Consider the following 22,630-nt stretch of genomic DNA (forward strand, 5'->3'; position numbering starts at 1 on the left):
GTTGCTTCATGTTCCGCCCCTTTAACGGGAGAGCTTGCGATACTTCTCTGTATACTTGCACACGCTTTGCACGAGGGTCGCATGGGACCAGGTGAGCGGTGCGACAGATAACGGCGTACCGTCATAAGGATTTAGCTGTTCCGGCAGCATGCCGCTTGAGAGCGCATGGCTCGCGACCCACTCCAGCGTCCTCCGCGGCTCCTCCAGCTCCTCCAGCGAACTTGCGGCATCAATCTCGAAGTTGGCAACCCAGAGCGTGCATATGATCCACGGATTGCCCGGCACCTTCTCAATATCGCCTGATTGCTGGAAATAATAGTCGTTCGTATACCGGGCGATCCCCCCTACTTCCGTCTTCACACGCAGGTCGTGCTTGATTGCCTTCATTGTCTGGGCAACACGGTAATCATCCACAGGCAGCACGCCGAACTCGAATACGCCGAACAAGCTGCTCTCCAGCGTCATATCTTTGACCCAGCGGTTATCCTTCTGGATCAATCCGCGTGCGAACCTTCCCGTCTCCTCATCCCACAGATGGGTCAGAATGCCGTGCTTGATCGTCTGGGCCGTACTCTTGTAATGATCGCTCCGCTCATAATCGCCGAATAAGTCGGTGAAGAATGACGCCGCCATCAGTCCGCCATAGACAGAGGCAGCCGTATAGGTCCAGATGCCATACCGCTCCTCCCACAGATCGTAGCTCGGCCTCGGCAGTGACAGCGAATGCTCGATATATTCGCTCAGGAAGGAGGCCGACTTGCGGATCAGGCTGCTGTAGAGCGACTGGGGAAGCTCAATGACGCCGTTGCGGGAGTAGTCCTTCCAGAGCGCGAACAGGACAAGCGCCGTCTCGTCTTCCTGAATCGGAATCCGCTTGCTGCCTTGAACGATGTAAGGATGCCAGCTGGAGCCTACCGTTCCGTCCGGATTGTACTTGTGGTACAAGTAGCCGTCAGGCGCCAGCGCTGTGGCGCAGAAGTGGAAGAATGGGGCGATTACGCTCTGATAGCCGGCCATCGACATCGCATCCGCAATTAACGCCCCGTCCCTTGGCCACATATAACTGTAATGGTCGCGGTTGTACTGAAGGATGTCCGTATCATTGGCCGCAAGAATGGCCCCTCTTTCATCCACCTGCGTACGGACTAGCAGCAGGCTTTGCTTGAACATCTTCACCACTTGGGACGGGAGGTCGCCGAACTCCGTCTCGGCTCGTCTCAGCCAATGATTCCAGTACACCACCATCCGGCTTAGCAGCTTCTCGGGATGATTCTCCTGCACATAGTGGTCAAGCTCTTTCACTTCCTCCAGATTCCGGCCAATCGACATCCAGTAATAGAACGTTTTCTCCGAATGTCCTTCCACACGCGAGCGGAAGCTGATTGTGCTGTCCACCGAGCCCTGCGCAATCGTATTGCCCATCAGCACGCCGTCCTCCGCATCGCGCCATGTGCCCTCCGCCGACTGAAACCGCTTGATGCCGGTCGAATATTGCATCATACCCCCCTCGTCGGAGAAGCCGTTGAACATGAAGTAGTTGGAACGCTTATAGTGATAAAGGGTATGGTTATCAGGGTAATAGACAGCGGTATCTCCTACCTCCGAACCTTCAATCATGAGATCCTGGTGGAAGAACAGCCGCACTTCCCTGGCTTCATCACGCTTATTGCGTACCAATACGCGCTTGATATAGATGCATTCCCGCTGATGAATGCCGTCGTTCATATGGAGCTCTACGCCAAGCCCCTCATTCCTGGCGGTAATATTCGTCACGAGCGATTCTTCGATATAATCCAGATCAAAACGCCATTCCGGCTCATCCAGCCACGAAAACACGCCTTCCACCCAAATGCCAAGACGGCAGTAATGTCCTCCGACATGGTTAAGCTGACCTACATAGGGATAATAGATGTCGCGAATGAAGCAATGCTGGTCCAAATTCAGAAGCAGCTTTCCGTTGCCGATTACAAGATGACGGGCCATGGTTCGTTCTCCTTTCGCTCAGTCAACAATCGCGCATACAGATTGATATAAGCCTTTGCGGAGCTGTCCCAGCTGTAATCCATGCGCTCCCCGTTGTCCACAATGCGCTTCCAGACCCCTTCCTGACGGTACAGCGCCAGCGCCCTCCTGGCTGTATACAAAAAGTCATGCGCATTATAATTGGCAAAGCTGAAGCCATTGCCTTCACCAGTATATTCATTGTAAGCCTGGACGGTATCCCTGAGCCCGCCCGTTTCCCTTACGATAGGAACGGAACGGTACCTCAGCGCAATCAATTGGCTCAGTCCGCATGGCTCAAACTTCGATGGCATCGCATAAAGATCGGAGCCCGCATAGATGCGCCGGGCCATTCGATCGCTGTAGCCATGCCAGAATACCGCTTTGTCCGGATGCTTGCGAGCTGTTTCTCTGAACAGCTCTTCGTAGCTCCATTCACCGGAGCCGAGCACCACCAGTTGCACCTCCTCCTGAAGCAGCTCGTCTAGCGTAGCTGCGATCAGATCGAAGCCCTTCTGCTCCACCAGCCTCGATACGATGCCAATAAGCGGTGTATCCGCCGATGCTGGCAGGCCCAGCTCGAGTTGGAGATCCACTTTGTTCTTGCGTTTGCGTGACAGAGAGCTCCGATAGGGCGTATGCAAGACCGAATCGTTCATAGGATCGAACAACTCTACATCAATGCCGTTAACAATACCCGTCAAATCACCGCTTCGATGGCGAAGCAGCTCCTCCAGCCCTTCGCCGTAGTAGGCGGTCTGGATTTCCGAGGCGTACGATTCGCTAACGGTCGTCAAGAGATCGCTGTAGACTAAGCCGCCTTTCATGCAGCTGGCCGCCCCGTGAAATTCTAGACTCTCCGCCGCGAACATATCATCTCCGGCCCCCGTCAGCTCCTTCATCAGCTCAATGCCGAATAAGCCTTGATACTTCAAATTATGAATCGTGAACACCGATTTCACATAAGCCCATGCAGGATCAAAGGCATATCTCGTGCGCAGCAGAAACGGAATAAGTCCCGTTTGCCAGTCATGGCCGTGCACGATATGCGGTTTGAAATCCATATAGCGGGCAGCTTCCATCACGGCAAAGCAAAAAAATACGAACCGTTCCGCATCGTCGCCATAACCATAGAGTCCTCTGCGTCTGAAGTAATATTCGTTGTCGATCAGATAATAGACAACCCCGTCAATGACGGCGGTCAGCAGACCGCAATATTGATTTCGCCAGCCAAAGGATACCTGGAAAGAGGCAACAAACGTAAATTCAGACAAGTATCGCTCCGGTATTTCTTCGTACTTCGGCATTATGACTCTGACATCCAGACCTCTTTTGTTAAGCGCTTTGGGCAGCGCGCCGGCCACGTCCGCCAAACCTCCGGTCTTGGCAAGCGGCACCGCCTCCGATGTTGCGATCAGCACATTCATCCGAATGAACGCCTCCTATCCGGTCAGCAGGGGCTTATCGCAGCACGTCAGCTCCAAGCCCGCCGCAGCCGTGCTATATCACCCGTTTTTTCCCTGCCAAAAACGGTGTGCCTTCCGTACCTCGCAAATCGCGATTTTCTTCTACCAGCACGTCTTTGTCCAAGATACAGTTCGTCACAAAGCTGTTCACTCCGATTCGTCCGTTCTGCATAATTATGCTGTCCTTGATGAGCGCGCCCTTCTCCACATGCACGCCTCGGAACAAGATGCTGTTCAGGACAGTACCTTCGATCCTGCAGCCGTTGGCAATGAGCGAATTGGATACGCGGGAGCCCGACGAGTAACGGGCAGGCGGCTCATCCTTGACCTTCGTATAGATGGGGCCTGGCTGGTTGAACAGCTCCTTCCACACCTTCGGCTGCAGCAGCGACATGCTGTGATCATAATAACTGGATAGCGTATTGACTACGCCCAGATAACCTTCGTACATATAGCCATGCACCTTCAATTGGCCTAGCCGCGAGAAGATCGCATGCCGCACCAGATGGTCCTGGCCCTCTGCTAGTGAAGTCTCGACCAGCTCCATAAGCATCTCCTTGCGCATGACGTACATCTCCATCGAGACGATATCGCTGAGCATGCGTCCATAATGATCCTGGATGGACGTAATCCGTCCATCCTCCGCCATCTTCACCTTGCGCGCTTTGCCCGGAGACGGCTGGGTCTCCCGCTTGCATACCACGGTAATATCGGCTTCTTGCTCCAAATGATGGCTGATGACCGCTTCAAAGTCTACGTTACACACCATATGGCTGCGCGTAATGACGACGTATTCCCACGAGGACCGCTCGAAGTAATCCCGGTGCTGGTAGAAGTGGTACAGGTCTCCCCTGCTAATTTCCTGAATATCGTCCGTTGCCGGCGGAAGGATGAACAGCCCGCTTTGACGATGCTGCAGATCCCAATGCTTGCCCGAGCCCAGATGGTCCATCAGCGACCGGAATTTGGTATGAGCGAATACCGCCACTTGGCTAATGCCGGAATTGACCATGCTGGAGAGGGCAAAGTCAATCAGCCGGTATCTGGCTCCGAACGGAACGGTAGCCAGGCATCGGCTCTGCGTCAGCCGCTCCAGCTCGTCTGTCTCATGGATCAGATTAATAACGCCAAGCACCTTATGCTTCATGACGGCTCCACCTCCAGCAGCTCGTGATCGGCAGCGACATATTGATCGACCGCCACAATTGTAATCGCATCATCCATGGGATCGCCGATCGTGACTCCTGCTTGTATAACGGCGCCCTCGCCGATAATGGCCCGATGAATCCGAGCCCCTTCTCCGATGCGGACATTGGGCATAATGACAGATTCCGAGATGTAGCTGCTCTTCTCCGCGTGCACCCCGAAGAACAACACCGAACGGTCCACTGTCCCTTCCAGTATGCAGCCTTCCGTGACGAACGAAGAGGTTACTTGTGCAGACTCGGTTGTTAATTGCGCGGGCATATTCGGGTTAACCGAGTAGATCCGCCACTTGGGATCGTAGAGGCATAGCTCCGGCTCATCGGCGATCAGGTCCATATTGGCCTCCCACAACGATTCGATCGTCCCGACATCCTTCCAATACCCTTTGTATGAATAGCAATGCAGGCGAAGTCCGTCCCGCATCATGGCCGGTATGACATCCTTGCCGAAGTCATGGCTGGAGACGCGGCTCGCCTCGTCATAGATCAAATATTTCTGGAGCAGCTTCCAGGAGAAAATATAGACGCCCATAGACGCGATATTGCTGGTCGGATGTTTTGGCTTCTCTTCGAAAGCCGTGATCCGGTCCTCATCATCGACATGCATCACGCCGAATCGGCTGGCCTCCTTCCAGTCCACGGCTATTCCCGCTATCGTGACATCCGCTCCGCATCGCTTATGATGCTGAAGCATCAGCTCATAATCCATTTTATAAATGTGATCGCCCGAAATGACGAGCACATACTCCGGATTGTACCGCTCTATAAAGGCCATGTTCTGATAGATGGCATTGGCTGTGCCTTTATACCACACCCCGCCCTTTTGCTTCATGTACGGCGGCAGGATGGTCATTCCCCCATCTCTGCGGTCCAGTCCCCACGGACTGCCAATGCCGAGATACCGGTTCAGCTCAAGCGGCTGGTACTGGGTAAGTACTCCGACGGTGTCAATGCCTGAATGGGCGCAATTACTAAGCGTAAAATCAATAATGCGGTATTTGCCGCCAAAATAGACAGCAGGCTTGGCCAAATCTTTGGTCAACACCCCCAGCCTCTTACCTTCGCCTCCTGCTAGCAGCATAGCGATCATTTCCTTACGGCCCATGGACACCAACTCCTTTGGTTATAATGTGTCCCCCGTGCGAGGTGCAAGCAGCATGAAGGTATAGGGGGGAAGATGAATCGAGATGCTCTGGTCTTGGCCATGCCAGCTGACGTCCTCCGTGCAATAGCCGTTCGGCTGTGCCGACGCAGCGGCGCCTGACAGGATTCCTCCGCTATGAATCCGAATTTCATACTCGCCCGGATCGGGTACGCCGATACGGTAATCGCGATAATCGCGGTTAGAGAAATTGGCAATAATAACAGAGAAGCTCGATCGGCCGCGACGGATAAAGGATATGACAGATTGCTGCGCATTATGAACGTCGATCCACTGGAATCCTTCCGGTTCCGCATCCTTCTCCCACAGTGAGGGAAGGGAGCGGTACTCATTATTAAGGGCTCGCACATAGCCGAGCATGTCTCTGTGGCTGTCATAACCGAGCACCATCCAGTCCAGCATATCGCCGTCCTTCCACTCGTCGAATTGTCCCCATTCACCTCCCATGAAGAGTAATTTTTTACCCGGGTGGGTCATCCAGTAGCCGTAGAACAGCCGAAGCTGAGCAAATTTCTCTTCGTAGCTGCCAGGCATCTTGTTCAGGAGCGAGCGCTTGCCATGGACCACTTCATCATGCGAGAGCGGCAAAACATAATTTTCGGAAAAGGCATAACATAAGGAGAATGTAATGAGATGGTGATGATGCGGTCTATCATTCGGGTGGAGCGACATATAGCGAAGCATGTCATTCATCCAGCCCATATTCCATTTGAAGTTAAAGCCGAGTCCCCCTTGATAGGTCGGGGAGGTTACGGCAGGCCATGCGGAGGAATCTTCCGCCAGCATCAAAGCGTCGGGGTAGTAGTGAAATACCATCTCGTTCAATCGTTTGAGGAAGCGAAGAGCATCTAGGTTGTCTCTTCCGCCAAATTCGTTGTAGGTGTGCATGTGAGGCGGCTTATCCATATGCAAATTCAGCATATTGGCGACTGCGTCAACACGCAGGCCGTCGATGTGGTAAAGGTCCATCCAGAAGAGTGCACTCGAGATCAGGAAGCTGATCACTTCCCGGCGTGAGAAATCAAAGGCAAGCGTGCCCCATAACGGCAGCTCCGCCCGGTTCGTATCATAACCTTCGTATAGTGGCGACCCGTCGAACAGGCGCAAGCCATGATCGTCCTTGCAGAAGTGTCCGGGCACCCAGTCCAGGATGACGCCCAGGCTATGCTGGTGGCAGGCATCCACGAAGCGCATCAAGCCCTTGGGGCTGCCGTAGCGGCTCGTCGCGCTGTAGAAGCCCGTAACTTGATAGCCCCAGGATTGATCGAGCGGATGCTCAGCGAGCGGCATCAGCTCGATATGGGTATAGCCTAGCTCCGCGACATAAGGAACCAGCTCATCAGCCAGCTCCTCGTATGTATAAAAAACTTCTTTCCCTTTAATCTTCCACGAGCCCGCATGAGCTTCATAGATCAGAAGCGGGCTGGCGTATGGCGTATGGCGGCTCTTATGCAGATTCCATTCACGGTCATTCCAGTCGAAGCCCCCAAGAGACGTTACGACGGAGGCTGTCCCCGGCCGCCTCTCGGAGCTGAAGGCATACGGATCGGCTTTCCTGATTGGTGTGCCGTCTTCGGTGACCAATTCGTATTTGTACAGTGCTCCCTCCGTCAAATGAGGGATGAACAGCATATGCACGCCCGTAGTGCCGATTCGGCGCATGACGTGACCGCTCCCGTCCCAGCCATTAAAGCTGCCGATGACCCTTGCTTCTCTAGCGCTGGGAGCCCATACCGCAAACCGGACGCCGGCTATGCCGGACGCTTCCGCAAGATGCGCTCCCATAAACCGGTAGCTGTGATAAGACGATCCGTGGTTGAACAAATAGACGTCTTCTTCGGACAAGCCGACAAGCGCCGCTTCTGCCATGCGCAGCTTCACCTCCGCTGGAAAAAGGATTTACGCTCATTATACATGCTGTCGTGAAAATAAAACAGTCTGTTTTCATAAAAACTAACCAAAAAGAGAAGGTATATGTCACAATACCTCACTTTTCGACGTAATTTTAATGAAATCTTTACATTACACCAAATTCATTACCCGTTGGATGTAGTAGTGTTTCGAGCAATATCCTTTCGAAACGGCTTCTTCATCACAATTGACCCACTTGCATTCGATAGATTTCTTCACACGTCGGGGTCTAACCATGTTAGGGTCCCCATGTCTTAACATACGTTGATGATGCATGGCGCAAAGCCCCTTCGCTTTTACCGGCTTCATGCAATCTTCAATGCTGCAGCTATTCACTCGATGTTCCTCCCTGTTGTATGCAATGCTAGTCATGCGACATCGCTGCTTAGCGGCTCGAAATTAATATTAGCGGGAAATGTGTACAGAATAAAGCTGACTGTAGTCCCATTTCAAGGGATAAAGACAACCCAAAACACCTCATGCTATCCGTAAGCCCCATTTCGGCGCTGAAGTTTAAATAATTAAACATAATGTAACTCTGTTGGTTGTGTCTGCCTGTGCCGACCTTGTGAACCGATAGGCGGTATCATATACTTTAATTCAATTATATACGAGAAACTGGTAAATAGAGGGGGGTCATTTTTGTCTGTTCATCAACAACTGTTTCATTTATTGAACCAACCGATGCTCATCTTGAAGGAACATGACGGAATTGTTCAGGTGGTAGATGCCAATGAAGCGTTTATGAAGCTGACCGGATACCCTCTGCCCCATCTGCAGGCGACGAAGAGCCAGTATTTGAAAAGCCAATACGGCATTGATTTGCAGAAACGCATCGTAAAGCGCGAAATCTTGATGCAGACTAAACGCAAAAACGAATTAGCTGTCCGGATCGAGCAGATCCCGCTTCCCGCGCAGACGGATGATCCTTGGATCCGGGCCTTCCTCATCTTTGAGGACTTGACTGCGTACAAGTGGATTGACCGTCAGCTCGACAAAGGCAAGGTACTCATCAGCGGAGTTGTCGACAAGCATCTGCATATCCGGTTTCTGCGCGACAATATGGCGCCGCTCCTGTTCGAGCCGGACACCACAATGGAGGATGAGACCCTTCTGCAATTCATCGCCGAGAATGAACGCCCGCGCATGATGGAGATCCTCCAGGAAACCTCCCGGCTGCAAAAGGAACAAAACGTAACCATTCATACAAGCAAATTAAGCGGAATCGAGCTGGAGCTGGAGCTGACTTATTATCCTGTTTTGGACAGCTTCGGTCATTGCAGCGAGCTGGCCTTTGTCGTATGGGACCTCCGTCCTGCCAACGATCAAGCTGTCGATTCCGCCACGAAGCTGAAAATATGGATGGCCAAGCGCGATATGTCGGCGGGTCACCTCGCTGCATCCACCGGCATTTCCTTGCAGACGATCTCCAAGCTGAGGAACGGAAAAATCGAAAAGCCCCAGAGGCTCACAGCAGAGCTGATCGCCTCGGAGCTTCGTGTGGATGTCCATCACATATGGCCTTCCATTCGCAAGTAACGCCTGAACTACGCCTTCAGAAACGGAGTAAGCTGTCCTGTGTAGCAGAGATGCAGCTCATGCATAGCGCGAGTGCATGCTGTATAGAACAACTTCCTCTCACTTTCCCGCGAATAGACTTGTTGCGATGCGTCGCTAATAATGACGCCGTCGAACTCTACGCCTTTTGCCAAATAAGAAGGAATAATGACATTTCCTTTCTCGAAGGTTACCGTTTCTTTTTCGATCAGTCGAAGCCCTGGGTAGACCGGCGCCATTTGCTCGCTGATTCGCTTAGCCTCCTCAGCCGTCTTGCAAATGATAGCAACGGACTCATACCCCGCTTTCTCCAGCAGCCGCAGCCGCTCGGCGATTACAGCCGGTAATGCTTCCTGAGAAGCGGCTTGCGTGAATGTCGGCTCCACTCCGTTCCGGTTGAAAGGCTCAATGCGTTCGCCGCCTTCGATGATGCGGCTGGCAAACTCCACGATTTGCCTGGTTGACCGGTAGCTGCGATACAAGGTAATACGCTCGGTCTCCCCTTGCTCGAACAAAGCGCTTATCGTATGGAATATTTCACCCGTACCCGAATGGGCGAAGATCGATTGATTAAAGTCTCCAAGCAACGTGAATTTGCTGTTTGGGAACAACCGTTTTAAATACCGGTACTGGAACTCCGAGTAGTCCTGGGCCTCATCGATGAACAGATGTCTCACTGTCGTATGCGTGCGGAAGCCTTCCAATTTTTCTTTCAAATAAGAATAGGGGGTTGCATCCTCGTAAGGCATAATCCCAGCCTCCAGCCGCTCCAGCGTAATCGCGCTTATACGGCTCCATTCACCGGAGAGGCTATTTCCCTTCACTGCCGCTGCATTAGGGCGGTAGAGCGCCTTATAGATGGCTGGAACGTCGAGGAACGCGCCTTGCTTCACACGGCGACGCAGCTTTTTGAACTTCTCCTGGACCATTTTGGCCGCCAAGTAATTGCGCTCGGAGTCAAAATCATCATAAGAATGCTCGGTAAATTTATTTTTTCCCCTTAGCTCTTGATAAGCCAGGGCATAGCTTTCATTGTCAAGCAGCTCAATCGCTTCATCTACCCATTTCTTCTTCTGCTCCAGCTTGGCAAGACTCGTTAATTCCTTAAGCAGCCAGATGCTTAGAGATCGAAGCCGGTTCGGGATCGAGATCGTGCGATCCATTTCGTAAAACTTCTCTGCCATCGCTTTGCCTCTAATGAGCGTATGCCCCCGGAAGACGATAGACTTAAATACAAGGCCAGATTCGCCAAGCTGCGCTACATACCGGTCCATCAGCTCCATATAGTCCGCTTTCGACTTCAGCCCAATTCCGTCCAAGCGTGCGCGGTAATCCTTATCGGTCATCGCCGTAAGCGTATATTCCATTTGGGTGAACGGATCTTCCAGGGTGAAATCTCTGCCGATCCGATGCTCCAGGTATTGCTGGTAAGTTGTCTGATTCATATTTTTCTCGCCAAGCTCTGGCAATACCGTCGATACATAGCTATTGAACATCGGATTGGGCGAGAACAGCACAATTTGGTCTGCGCTAAGCACACCCCTATATCGGTACAGCAAATACGCAACACGCTGCAGCGCTGCGGATGTTTTCCCGCTGCCCGCCGCACCCTGCACAATAAGCAGTCTTGCGCGCTCGTTGCGGATGATCGCGTTCTGCTCCTGTTGAATCGTGGCCACAATCGTCTTCATGGCTGCATCGGAGCCACTGCCCAGCACCTCTTGCAGCAGCTCATCGCCAATCGTGACGCCAGTATCGAACATGCTTCGAATGACGCCGCCCCGTATCATATATTGCCGCTTCAGCGTCATCTCGCCGCGTATGGTGCCGGCTGGCGTCTCATAAGAGACCGGCCCTGGCCCATAATCGTAATAGACGCTGGATACTGGCGCCCGCCAGTCGTAGATCAAATATTCCTCGCCAGAATCATCCAGCAACGATCCTACGCCCAGATAAATCACATCCGGCTTTGCTCCCGGATCAGCTTCATCGATAAGATCAATGCGGCCGAAGTAAGGGGATGTCTTAAGCCGCTCCAGCGTAGCCAGCTGTTCCGTCATATGACGATGGCTTCTCTCCCGCTCCGACAGCAGTTCAGCCTGCTGCTTCATGCTGGCATACGTTTCCGCTGTCTCGGCTGAGTCCTCAAAATTCACCGTGACATCATCCCAGAAATCGCGCCGGATGTCGACAATCTCACCCCGGATGCCGCCGGTTTTTTCCTTTAATGTCTCTATTCTATCTCGAATCAATCCTGTCAGGTTGTCTACGCGAGCTTGTTCTTCATTGTGGTCATTTTCGATATTCGACATAGGAACCTCCTCTAGGCAAAAATCCGATATCATCCAGCATTACCTTGCCGCGCTCGCTTTGAAAGCGGAACTGGATTCCGCTAATTTCTTGCGGCGTAAGCGGCTCGCTGTCTTCATCCGTTTCTTCATCCGACGAACCAAAAAGCTCGATAGGGATAATAAAGGTCTGATAGACGGCTTCTACCGGATTTCGATACTTGTTGTTTTTAACTCTGTCCTCCAGAAATCCCATCTTCAAAAAAGAAGTGTATGCGGGCTCCGGCACGCTCATGAATTGTTCAAGCTCAACCGACAGCACTTCACCGGAGTCGGTCGTCAGCACAATCTCGATGCTTGGCAGCGGCGGAAGCTCTGCTTCTCCATCTATTGCGGGAGATTCATCGCGATCCTGCGCTGCATCACCGGCATCCTCGGGCAATCCCTCTTTTTCTTTCTCCTCCGATACCAGATCCCATTCCAGATTAGACAGGGAGAACACGAGGCTGCCTTCCTCCACCTTCTCCAGCTCATGGACTGCGGCTAATGACAGCTCCAGCTCATAGATGGCCCCCGGCTCTTCCCATTGCAGCGACATGCCCGACGTCCCCTTCGTATTGCCATCCCGGTCTTTAGGCTTCTCCTTCTCTCCGGCTACCATCCCTTCGTATGCGGTCTGGCCGATAAACCGGTTAAACGCATCGTAGTGGACGAACCGAACAAAATCAGCCCCTTCATAGCGGCTCACATAATCGGTTTGCGGAAGCCACTGAAGGCCGGACCGATAATCCTGGAATAAAGCTTTATACTCCACGCGGTCATGCAACGTTGCCTCCAGAAAGGCGGAAATAAATACTTTGGCAATCTCCCGCTGGTCCTCCGGATTCATCAGGTTTTCCTGGTTGAGCAGCAACCCTCCCGGCAATCGCTCGTCCATCGTTCCCCAATCGGTGTTGAACTGGCTGTGATTGGCATGAGAGAGATACAGCTGAGCCTTGAAACGATCCGATTCTCCGCTGAATGTAACGCGGCTATATTGCCGCTCGCCATAGAAGTTGTTCACATCGGCATCCATGGCTCCTTGGATCGTAAAATAGTTCGTATCGCGCAGCTGAGCCGATTTATCGTCTACACGCTTGTCCGTCGGCGCAATCGCGACCACAGACTGAATATGAATATCGCGGATGCTGTTCAAGGACTCATCCTCTGCGAACCAGCGCTCTGAATCAGCCGCAATCGCGACAGCTTGGCCGCCGCGTGAATGGCCAATCAGACCGATCTTGTCCCAGTCGACCTTGCCAGCAAACGGCGTTTCCTTGTCAGCTGCCAAGGTCTGAATTTGCTGGAGATGCTTCAGCAGCAGCCAGCCGCGAATTTTCATATCGTCATTGGGCAGGCTTGACCATACCGAATAGTTCATATAATTGGCGTCTACCGATACGGCGATCATCCCCCGGCTGGCCAGCAGCTCGCCCAGGTAGGCGTACCCGCCGTCGGAGAAGTACTCCATCAGATGATTGCCATGCACAATAAGGACAAGCGGAAAAGTCCCCTCTCCCACAGGCATCCATACCCGGCCGTTCAGAGGAAGATTATGCTCATCGAATCCCCAAAACCAGGTCTTGAGCTTAGACCAGCTTGTTATATAATCGGAAGCATCGATTGACCCCGTCACGACCTCGACATTCTTGCCGAACACATCGCGATGCTTGTCTTGCCCGCTTCCATAGTTAAAGGATTGGACGCTGTATTTGCCAGCCTCGGCGGGATTCTCCGCATCGATTAGCGCTGGCTCTACAGAAGGATCCATGCGGTCCTGCGAAGCCGCCTCGACGCGTTCCGGCTGCTTGGCCGGAGCGGGCCAGCCCGAATAGAACGGCACGGATGCAATCAGCATGGCAAATGCGATAGTCAACGCAGCCTTGGCGGTACGCGGAACCTTCAGGTTCAGCACAAAACCGAACAACAGTCCGACGATCAACGCAGCTATTGCATATGCGGCGCCAAACAAAATAGAAATCATCGTGCCCAGTTCAGTGAAAAAAAGAACGACTGCGCTCTGAGCACCTGTGTACAGCACATATGCCGTCAGCTTTCGAGGAAGCGGCACATACAGGTAGCTCAGAAGCGACGACACTACATAACCGAGCAGCGCCATGAGCATTGCATTGGCCGCCAGGAATAGCAACAGATCGATCCACACCCCTAAACCGGTCGGCATGCCAAGAACAGCAAGTGACATGGATACGGAGCTGAACAGCATACATATACCGCCGGCAAATCGGGTAACAAAGCCTTCACGCTTCAGCCGCTGGGCATGGCGGCTCTTGAACCAGCTCGCTGCTTTGCGCGTGCGCGAACGCGGCTCTGTTATAGGGTCCATGCGTTCCCCTTCACTGAAAGCCAATATCGCCCAAATTGATTCTCAATGTGAACCGGCACGTCAAAAAACGTACCCATTCCCTCCGAAGTCATCAGGTTTTCTGTTGTGTCCGATGCGTAGACCTGACCTTTTTTCAACAGCAGCGTCTTCGTAAAGCACGGCAATATCTCTTCCACATGATGGGTAACATAGATAAGCGTAGGCGCATCATCTTGCTTCGCAATGGCGTCAATCATGGACAACAGGCTTTCCCTCGCAAATATATCCAGACCCGTGCATGGCTCGTCCAGAATAAGCAGCTTCGGAGAATTCATCAGCGCCCTGGCAATCAGCACACGCTGGCGCTCGCCTTGAGACAAGGTATCATAAGTGCGTGCTGTAAAGGATGAGCAGCCTAAGGAATCCATCAGCGAGCGAGCGCGCTCTATATCCTCCTCCTCCAGCTTATCGTATACGCCGATGGTGGAGAACTTGCCGCTTAGTACGATATCCAGGGCTGTTTGGCTGCCATACAGCCTCTGCTGCAGCGATGTGCTTACCCAACCGATGCTTTTGCGCAGCTCGCGCAGATCGTATTCACCAAAGGTATGACCCATGACGCTGATTTTGCCGCTGGTAGGCCATATGTACCCGTTTATCATATTTAAAAGTGTCGTTTTACCAGAGCCGTTCAGTCCCAGCAGGCAACAATGCTCACGCTCGCCCACTTGCCAGCTCACATTATTCAGGATCATGTCGTCACCGCGTTCCCATGTCACATGGGATATATCGATTATCATCGTTTTTCCCCTCCCGCTTCTCTTTCTCGCAATCATGGATATCTATTCTATCAATATCATACACCGAATACCAGCTGGCGTAAAAGATAGGCCCCCCCGATACCGGAGGAGCCTTGCATCATCTTTATGATGGCTACGTTAAAGCATAATAAAAGGGAACGATGACCAAATTAAGCACGACTGCGATCAGACCTAGCGTCATGGACCAAGCGCCAAGCGCTTTTGCCCCTTGACGATACGCGATAAAACCAAGCACGGCAGATGTCACGCCCATCAGCACCGGCCAGATAAACCAGGACGCAATAGCGAATACAAGCGATACCCAGCCAAGCGCATAACCATTGGATTCCGTTACGGCATCCTCACCGTCACGCTCGTGACGGCTTGCGATACGCTCGGTATGCGTCACCGGCATACCGTAAGCGAAATCGGCGCCCATCTCTTCATTGACATTCGCCATTTGATTGGGCTGTCCGCTGTTGGTTGGCGCGAAGTTAGCTTCCGTTTCCTTCTCGGAAGACCTGCGGTATTCCACTTCATTGTCTCTGTTCCGATCCATCCCAATCACTCCTTTGGCTTAAAGGTGTGGCAGCACGTAGCAGCGGATTCCGTCGCTTGGTCTTGATGGAACAGACCTAATTCATCACCGGCAAATTCCACTTGGAACGAGCCTTTGGCATGCTGGTCGATATCGATCATAATTTCTCTTGCGCCGCAATTATTGCCTTCTTCCCAGAAGCTGCAATTGGCAACGCTGCAAGATACGCCCTTCGGCATAAAAAATCACCTCCGCTACACATTGTTCCTCGTGCGGAAGTGATTCATTCTGCCTTATTTTGAGCCTTGCATACGGCGCTGGGTCATATAGTCGCTTTCATAATACGCCAGGTCGTCGCGGAGCTCTTCGAACACCTTCGATACCCCCAGCACGATATTGCGCGCTTCTCGTATCGGCTTGAATCTGAAGCGGATGGCGTCCTGGCCGGTGTAGGCGTAACGGCCGTCTTCCGAATAACATTCATTTTTAGGATAGAAGAACGCATTGACACATTGGTGGTACGCTTCATACAGCGCACGCTCGCCAAATTCCATATCGAAATTAGGTCTTCTGAGCAGAACACCCAGTTTTTCTACCGAAACTTCAGAATATACGAGCAAATGACGAAGGTCAGCAAGCAATCCTTTATAGAAGATCGTGGCATCTTCTCCGCCGTCTTCGCCTGTCAGCTGGGGTAAGGAGTAGTCATTGAGAAACGGTTCCAGCTGCGCAACCGCTCCTTTTAATTTTTCGCGTGTGGATTCAGCTAGCGCTTTAACATTTGTCGATGGCATGGTGGTAGATCCCCTTTCCTAATTCCAAGCAAAAAAACTATATCAACACACATAGTACCACAAATTCCAAGGAAACGGTACTGGCGTTTCACGAAATGGCCGCATAATTTGATCCCTTCATTCGGAATCTAAGAAGGACATGAATTGAACCACTTTGAACACATTGGAATATGGAGGATGCAGCATGCGAAAATCTTGGATAGCCGCCTTTACACTTATAGCGTTAGCGGCGCTGCTTATTCCCGCAGCGCCATTCTATGCCCCTCCGAAAGAACAGGAGGAGCCATCCCAGCCCGCCCCGCTCTCCGTTCATCATGAGCAGAAGCACAAGCTGGCCGCCTTGCAGAACGACATGAACGCAACGGCTCTGCTTGTTGCAACGGAGACCGCTAAGGACTTCCGTAATATTATGAACGCAGGCGGCGAATCCGAAGCGAAAGCTCTCCAGGCGATGGACAGCCTGCTGAAGGAGCACTCCCACATCGGATACCTGGATTGGATCTCCGCTGGCAAATCACATCACAAGGGACAACTGCCGCCAAGCAAGAGCAACGAATCCCATTCTTATGCGCAAGAAGCCAGCTCTCACGTTGCGAAAGGCGCAACCTATGAATCGCCTCCGTTCGAAGGCAAAGACGGAAGCCGTTATATCGTGTTAGGTGTGCCTGATGAGCAGCATCCTGGAACCGGCGTAGTCGGCATCGTCAAACAGGATATTATCAAGCAGGTGGAAATGCATCAGAAACGGAATTTGCGGCTCATTCCTTATCCAGCGGAAGGCAACTACCGGATCGAATCCGTGAAGCCCAACTCGACAGTCGATACCACCGTACGCACAGGCGAGGATAACGGCAATGCGAGTCATTATCATATCCGCGATGTCGTCGTTCATTTCAACCGCGACTTGACCGAGGCGGATATGAATCGTATTCGCAAAGACATCAATTTTGAATCCATGCAGCAGATTGGCGATACTTTCGTATTCCGTTCCAAGTCGCTGGAGACCAAAGCGCTCATGCAATATTTTAAGCAGAAATGGAACCCGCATTACACGGAGCCTCATTATCTGTACTTGACGAATGAAAATGCCGGAGCTGCGGCCGACCCGATCATTCCGAATGATGCGCTCTACTCCAAATATCAATGGAATTTGCCTTCCATTGAAACGGAGAAGGGCTGGAACGTCTCCAAGGGCGATGAAGGCGTCATTATCGCCGTCCTTGATACAGGGGTCCAAAGCAGTCACCCCGATCTACAAGGCAAGCTCCTCAGCGGCACGAACATCGTCGATAAAAACAAGGCACCGGACGACGACGTCGGTCACGGCACACATGTCGCCGGCATTATCGGGGCATCCGTCAATAATGGCGAAGGGGTAGCTGGAATTTCCTGGTACAACAAAATTATGCCGGTCAAGGTGCTGGACAGCAGCGGCGCTGGCTCCACTTATTCAGTCGCGCAAGGCATTATCTGGGCGGTTGACAATGGCGCCAAAGTCATCAACATGAGCCTAGGCAACTATGCCCAAGCCGATTTCCTGCATGATGCGATCAAATACGCCTATGAACGTGATGTCGTTCTGATTGCGGCGAGCGGCAACGATAATACCGAGCGGCCTGGATATCCGGCAGCTTATCCGGAAGTATTCGCCGTAGCTGCGACCAATAATAATAAAGAGAAAGCTTCCTTCTCCAATTACGGCGATTATATTGACGTTGCGGCGCCAGGCGACAGCATCGCAAGCACGTATCCCGGCAGCCAATACGCCGCATTGTCCGGCACATCCATGGCCAGTCCGCATGTTGCTGCGCTGGCGGGCTTGATCCGATCCGCTAATCCGTCGCTGTCCAATCAAGAAGTGATGGAAATTATGCGAACATCGGCCCGCGATCTGGGCACAAGCGGCAAGGACATCTACTTCGGATATGGCGAGATCGATATTGTGAAGGCACTGAATGCTGCGACCAGCTATGGCGGTACATTGCAGACGTATCCCAAGCAAGTGAAACGCCGCCTTGACTCTATCCTCAAATAGAAAAACAGTAAACGCAAAGAGGCCGTCTGTCATCCGACAGACGGCCTCTTATACATGGTTATGAATGTTAGAATTCCGTGCGGAAAGCTTGCCGTAAGCCGGGTTCTGTACTTCTAGTGGTATGAACGGGAACGACCCTCCCACTGTGAAGCGACAATCATCTATCTAGGCCATACATTGCTGCATGGCTCCAGCAACCAACCCGGACGCGCCTCGGGCTAAGGCTGCAGCCTCGAAAGCTGCCGCGTCCTCTCGGTCTTGCTCCAGATGGGGTTTACCAGGAACGCAGTCACCTGCGCTCCTCGTGGTCTCTTACACCACGGTTCCATCCTTGCCTGTGCATGCCTTGCGGCAGCCATCGGCGGTCCATTTCTGTGGCACTATCCTTCAGCTCGCGCTGACTGGACGTTATCCAGCATCCTGCCCTGTGGAGCCCGGACTTTCCTCTCGCAGCCAAGCTGCCAGCGATTGTCTGTCAAACTTTCCGATGCACGATTTAGTATACAAGGTTTGAGGCGAAAGCTCAACCCTGATTTATTGCCAGTTCAGGGTCACACAAAGGTGAATGGTTCTGTTGCAAGCTTAGAGGCTGCAGTTACCGTATCCGATTTGCTATCCTTCAGCTTGGCATTTAGCCATTCCGCCACTTTTTCCTTCATCACTTTCTCGATATTGTGGCCGGCATCGATGATCGTCATGCCTGCAGCAAGCGCATCATGGGCCGTATGGTAATCAATATCTCCTGTTACTAATACATCTGCTCCGGCAAAAATGGCGTGCCTGACGTAGCGAGCACCCGATCCGCCAAGGACTGCTGCCTTGCGGATGGGATGATCAGCTGGACCGACAATACGCAGCATCGGAACTTCAAATGCCGCCTTAAGCCGCAGCGCAAGCTCGCCAAGCGTCGTCGGTTCTTCCAGCTTGCCTGCACGGCCTAGACCAAATGATCGGCCCCTCAGATCAACCGGATACAGATCATAAGCTACTTCCTCATACGGATGTGCCTTCAGCATAGCGCTAACCGTCTTGCGATGAATGCTGTACGGGACAATAATTTCAATACGCACTTCATCTACGCGCTCCAGCTTGCCTTCGCTTCCGATGAATGGCTGCGTATCCTCGCCTGGTTTGAACGTTCCGGTTCCTTTGATATTGAAGCTGCAGTTGCCATAATTGCCGATCTCTCCTGCTCCGGTACGCCATATCGCTTCCAGCACTGCCTCATGATGGCTCTCCGGCACAAAGACAACCAGCTTATACAGCTTATCCGTATGAATTTCTTCCAGACAAGCGCGTCCATCTGCTTGAATACCGATCTGATCAGCCAGCCAGTCGTTGACACCGCCGTCTGCCACATCCAGATTCGTGTGGGAAATATATACGGTAATATCATTTTTGATCAGCTTCTCATATAGCTTGCCAGCAGGCGTGGATGTATCCAGCTTCGCGAGCGGGCGATAGATAATGGCATGATGCGCAATAATGAGATTAGCGCCTTCGGCAATTGCCTCCTCGACCACTTCATCGGTCACATCAAGCGCAACCAGCACTTTATTGACCGTCTTGTTCAGCGTACCCAGCTGCAAGCCGATCTTGTCATTCTCAACCGCGTAATGCTTGGGAGCCAGCTGCTCCATATACTGTACTATTGTAGCTCCGTTGGCAAACATCCCAGCACCTCCTCGATCCGTCTAATATCTCGCTCGAATTGTGTTTTCTTCAAAGCGGATTCCGGAAGCTCCGAACCGCTTAACTGTCTGCATATCCGCTCCAGCTTCTCGATCTCAAGCCTCCACTTCTCGATTAAGACCGCAGTTGGCTTGCGAAGCAAATGAGGACCCATACGCACCAAAAGTCCCTTCAGCTCTCCTCTATCCCAATCAAGCGGCAAAAAAGAACCGTCATATAGCTCCTCATTGGATGCTGCCGCATGATCCGCACGTCTGGCATGCAATACCTCATAGATCTTCCCGTCTTCCTCCAGGATCGACTCCTCGCACAGCATCCAGCCTTTCCCGAGAAGCCACAGCCGCACCTCGTCTTCTCCGACGTTCGGCTGCAGCACCAGCTCCGTGACGCCTTGCAGCTTGCCCGCCTGATCGCCTGCTTCCAATATCATGCTCATCAAGCTGCCACCCATGCCTGCGATCGTGACACTGTCGGCTTCACCGCCGCTTAGCACCGACAGGCCATCTCCCTTGCGAACCTCAAGGCGCTGCTGCAAGCCCGCATCGGCTGCGCCTTTTCTAGCAGCCTGATACGGTCCTTCGTTAAGCTCACCAGCAATCGCTGTCGGGACTTTCCCGCTTTGCAGCAAATAAATCGGAAGAAGAGCATGATCGGAACCAATATCCGCTACTCGATTGCCTGGCGTAATATAGTCTGCAATTCGCTGCAGACGATTTGATAATTTAATCATTATGCTACCCACACCATCCATTGCTTGCGCAAGGCGAAGAGGAGTCCTCCGCCGATTGCGATTTTAATAAGAAGCTGCACTTGCAGCCAAGCTGAATTATGTACAACAACGAGCGTATACAGCTCAGGCATAAACCATGCCAGCGCGCAAGTCACGAACAATATGGCGGATACCGGCTTTGTCCATCGGTGGAAGAACCAGCAGCTCCAGCCAAACAGAATAGCAAGCGGCAGCCAATAGAGCTGAACCTCGTACCATGCCGGATCTTGCGTGAAACGGGAAAGCAGCCAACCATAGACAAGCAGAGCAGTCAGCCAGCCGCACAAATGCAGACCGTGTATCCGGGCTTTGATGCCGTATATGATCCAAAACAGCGCACTAAGCGATGCCATCCCCATCTTCCAGCCCCAATGCATGAGGCCATGCAGATCAAGAATATGCAAGCCGCCTCCCAGCATCGTTAGCATGCCGATGCTCGTCAGCGTCAAGCCAACCGCTTCGTGACGCGCCCGGAATCGGTTCCCTATCCATAGAAAAGCAGCTACAACGCCAATTACTACGCCAATTTGCATTGCGGGATGAAAACGGCTAAAATAAAGCACAACGAAGGAAATTAAGGTAAAAGCACCAAATGTAAGCAACCATTGCTTGCCGGTCGCCTTCTGAACGGCTGCGATGGCTTTCCCTACTGCATGTGTGGAAGGCTTTGCCCTCGGTTCTTCTTCGGGGTCCGCATACAGGTTCAGCAGAAAATCGCAGTATTGATCTGGAAGAAGCTTGCTTCTTCGCCAATGATCAATTTCCCTTACAATGATTTGCCTGCGTTCTTGATTCATTTCGTCGGCTTCCTCTCCGTCTGAATACGTCGCTCATTGGAAAAAAGACCTCGCTGCTTTGAGCAGAAAGGTCATAAGAACTACTTTATTCTAGGAAATCTTTTAATCGTTTGCTCCGGCTTGGATGGCGAAGCTTGCGAAGCGCCTTGGCTTCGATCTGCCTAATCCGCTCGCGCGTTACACCGAATACCTTGCCGACTTCCTCCAGCGTTCTGGTACGTCCATCGTCAAGCCCAAAGCGAAGGCGAAGCACATTCTCTTCACGCTCCGTCAGCGTATCCAGCACATCCTCCAGTTGCTCCTTCAGAAGCTCGTACGCAGCCGCGTCGGCTGGAGCGAGCGCTTCCTGATCCTCGATAAAATCGCCCAGATGCGAATCGTCCTCTTCACCAATCGGTGTCTCAAGGGATACCGGCTCTTGCGCAATTTTCATAATTTCCCGTACTTTTTCCGTGCTAAGCTCCATCTCAACCGCAATTTCTTCCGGTGTCGGTTCGCGCCCCAGCTCTTGAAGCAGCTGACGGGAAACGCGAATGAGCTTATTAATGGTCTCCACCATATGAACAGGGATACGAATCGTACGTGCTTGGTCCGCAATTGCACGAGTAATCGCCTGTCTGATCCACCATGTCGCGTACGTACTGAATTTGAAACCTTTTTGGTGGTCGAATTTCTCGACAGCCTTGATCAGGCCCATGTTCCCTTCCTGGATGAGGTCAAGGAACAGCATACCTCTGCCTACATAACGCTTGGCGATGCTGACAACCAGACGCAGGTTCGCCTCAGCCAGTCTGCGTTTCGCTTCTTCGTCGCCATTCTCGATCCGAATAGCCAGCTCGATCTCATCGTCGGCGGATAAGAGCGGGACACGGCCAATTTCCTTCAGGTACATCCGTACCGGATCGTTGATTTTGATGCCCGGCGGAAGAGCCAGATCGTCATCGAAGTTGAAGTCGTCTCCTCCTTCGCGCTCCCCTTCCTCATTGTTCACCCGAAGCGGATTTTCCTCTTCATTCTCATTCAATACTTCAATGCCCAAGTCGTCCAGCTGCTCGAAAAACTCGTCAATCTGTTCTGGGTCTTGATCAAAGGGAGACAACTTCTCCATAATTTCTTTATACGTTAAGGAGGATCTCTTCTTGCCAATTTCAATCAGCTGATCCTTGACATGATCCAGCCTTTGTTCGGTATCTAATTCAGTATGTTGATCGTTCGCCATTTCCGACTCCCTCCTCCCTAGAACCAATCATGAA

Annotated in this window: 17 protein-coding genes and 1 other RNA gene; 2 read left to right on the plus strand and 16 right to left on the minus strand. The window is 52.3% G+C overall.

Annotation, left to right across the window (positions count from 1 at the left end; all coding sequences use genetic code 11):
- Window positions 1-21: 21 nt before the first annotated feature.
- The 5 genes from ACFVSO_RS12935 to glgB all read right to left on the minus strand — a co-directional run bounded on the left by ACFVSO_RS12935 (window position 22) and on the right by glgB (window position 7,703).
- A complete protein-coding gene (locus tag ACFVSO_RS12935; protein WP_387474040.1) occupies window positions 22-1,983 on the minus strand; it encodes a glycoside hydrolase family 15 protein in 1,962 nt (653 codons plus the stop codon).
- A complete protein-coding gene (gene glgA / locus ACFVSO_RS12940; RefSeq protein ID WP_387474042.1) occupies window positions 1,965-3,428 on the minus strand; it encodes a glycogen synthase GlgA in 1,464 nt (487 codons plus the stop codon). Before glgA ends, ACFVSO_RS12935 begins: the two co-directional genes overlap by 19 nt.
- A 73-nt stretch (window positions 3,429-3,501) precedes the next feature.
- Window positions 3,502-4,614 (minus strand): glucose-1-phosphate adenylyltransferase subunit GlgD, encoded by a 1,113-nt coding sequence (gene glgD, locus ACFVSO_RS12945; RefSeq protein WP_387474044.1) that lies wholly within the window; start codon window positions 4,612-4,614, stop codon window positions 3,502-3,504.
- Window positions 4,611-5,777 carry a glucose-1-phosphate adenylyltransferase gene (locus ACFVSO_RS12950; RefSeq protein WP_387474046.1) on the minus strand — a complete coding sequence of 389 codons (1,167 nt, stop codon included), beginning with the start codon at window positions 5,775-5,777 and terminating at the stop codon, window positions 4,611-4,613. Before ACFVSO_RS12950 ends, glgD begins: the two co-directional genes overlap by 4 nt.
- An 18-nt stretch (window positions 5,778-5,795) precedes the next feature.
- Complete coding sequence (gene glgB / locus ACFVSO_RS12955) at window positions 5,796-7,703, minus strand: 1,4-alpha-glucan branching protein GlgB (RefSeq protein ID WP_387474048.1); 1,908 nt, start codon at window positions 7,701-7,703, stop codon at window positions 5,796-5,798.
- Between the two features lie 684 nt (window positions 7,704-8,387).
- On the opposite strand from glgB, the gene ACFVSO_RS12960 reads away from it, so the two are divergent.
- Window positions 8,388-9,284 carry a helix-turn-helix domain-containing protein gene (locus ACFVSO_RS12960; RefSeq protein WP_387474050.1) on the plus strand — a complete coding sequence of 299 codons (897 nt, stop codon included), beginning with the start codon at window positions 8,388-8,390 and terminating at the stop codon, window positions 9,282-9,284.
- A gap of 8 nt (window positions 9,285-9,292) precedes the next feature.
- Here ACFVSO_RS12960 and helD read toward each other — a convergent pair whose 3' ends face one another.
- From helD to ACFVSO_RS12990, 6 genes are all read right to left on the minus strand, one after another.
- Window positions 9,293-11,614: an RNA polymerase recycling motor HelD gene (gene helD / locus ACFVSO_RS12965; protein ID WP_387474052.1), complete on the minus strand. Its 2,322-nt coding sequence runs from the start codon at window positions 11,612-11,614 to the stop codon at window positions 9,293-9,295.
- The gene (locus ACFVSO_RS12970; protein WP_387474054.1) at window positions 11,595-13,973 is read right to left on the minus strand and encodes a poly(ethylene terephthalate) hydrolase family protein; all 2,379 of its coding nucleotides are present in this window, start codon (window positions 13,971-13,973) and stop codon (window positions 11,595-11,597) included. Before ACFVSO_RS12970 ends, helD begins: the two co-directional genes overlap by 20 nt.
- Window positions 13,961-14,752 carry an ABC transporter ATP-binding protein gene (locus ACFVSO_RS12975; protein WP_387474056.1) on the minus strand — a complete coding sequence of 264 codons (792 nt, stop codon included), beginning with the start codon at window positions 14,750-14,752 and terminating at the stop codon, window positions 13,961-13,963. Before ACFVSO_RS12975 ends, ACFVSO_RS12970 begins: the two co-directional genes overlap by 13 nt.
- Before the next feature lie 133 nt (window positions 14,753-14,885).
- A complete protein-coding gene (locus tag ACFVSO_RS12980; protein ID WP_387474058.1) occupies window positions 14,886-15,311 on the minus strand; it encodes a hypothetical protein in 426 nt (141 codons plus the stop codon).
- 5 nt (window positions 15,312-15,316) lie between these two features.
- Window positions 15,317-15,529 (minus strand): DUF1540 domain-containing protein, encoded by a 213-nt coding sequence (locus tag ACFVSO_RS12985; protein ID WP_387474060.1) that lies wholly within the window; start codon window positions 15,527-15,529, stop codon window positions 15,317-15,319.
- 54 nt (window positions 15,530-15,583) lie between these two features.
- On the minus strand, window positions 15,584-16,084 hold the full coding sequence (locus ACFVSO_RS12990; protein WP_387474062.1) for a YpuI family protein: 501 nt from the start codon (window positions 16,082-16,084) through the stop codon (window positions 15,584-15,586).
- A 184-nt stretch (window positions 16,085-16,268) separates the two neighbouring features.
- Between ACFVSO_RS12990 and ACFVSO_RS12995 the strand changes: the two genes are divergently transcribed.
- Window positions 16,269-18,119, plus strand: a complete 1,851-nt coding sequence (locus tag ACFVSO_RS12995) for a S8 family peptidase (RefSeq protein WP_387474064.1) — start codon at window positions 16,269-16,271, stop codon at window positions 18,117-18,119.
- A gap of 79 nt (window positions 18,120-18,198) precedes the next feature.
- Here the strand turns inward: ACFVSO_RS12995 and rnpB are convergent.
- From rnpB to rpoD, 5 genes are all read right to left on the minus strand, one after another.
- Window positions 18,199-18,603, minus strand: an RNA gene (gene rnpB, locus ACFVSO_RS13000) — RNase P RNA component class A.
- 67 nt (window positions 18,604-18,670) lie between these two features.
- Window positions 18,671-19,792, minus strand: a complete 1,122-nt coding sequence (locus ACFVSO_RS13005) for a Nif3-like dinuclear metal center hexameric protein (protein ID WP_387474066.1) — start codon at window positions 19,790-19,792, stop codon at window positions 18,671-18,673.
- Complete coding sequence (locus ACFVSO_RS13010; RefSeq protein ID WP_387474068.1) at window positions 19,768-20,541, minus strand: tRNA (adenine(22)-N(1))-methyltransferase; 774 nt, start codon at window positions 20,539-20,541, stop codon at window positions 19,768-19,770. Before ACFVSO_RS13010 ends, ACFVSO_RS13005 begins: the two co-directional genes overlap by 25 nt.
- The gene (locus tag ACFVSO_RS13015) at window positions 20,541-21,377 is read right to left on the minus strand and encodes a hypothetical protein (RefSeq protein WP_387474070.1); all 837 of its coding nucleotides are present in this window, start codon (window positions 21,375-21,377) and stop codon (window positions 20,541-20,543) included. The genes ACFVSO_RS13010 and ACFVSO_RS13015 overlap by 1 nt, the downstream gene beginning before the upstream one ends.
- A gap of 85 nt (window positions 21,378-21,462) precedes the next feature.
- Window positions 21,463-22,596 (minus strand): RNA polymerase sigma factor RpoD, encoded by a 1,134-nt coding sequence (gene rpoD / locus ACFVSO_RS13020; RefSeq protein ID WP_387474072.1) that lies wholly within the window; start codon window positions 22,594-22,596, stop codon window positions 21,463-21,465.
- Window positions 22,597-22,630 lie beyond the last annotated feature (34 nt).

Origin of the sequence: Paenibacillus sp. NPDC057967, assembly GCF_042887015.1 — a bacterium.
Taxonomy (GTDB): Bacteria; Bacillota; Bacilli; order Paenibacillales; family Paenibacillaceae; genus Pristimantibacillus.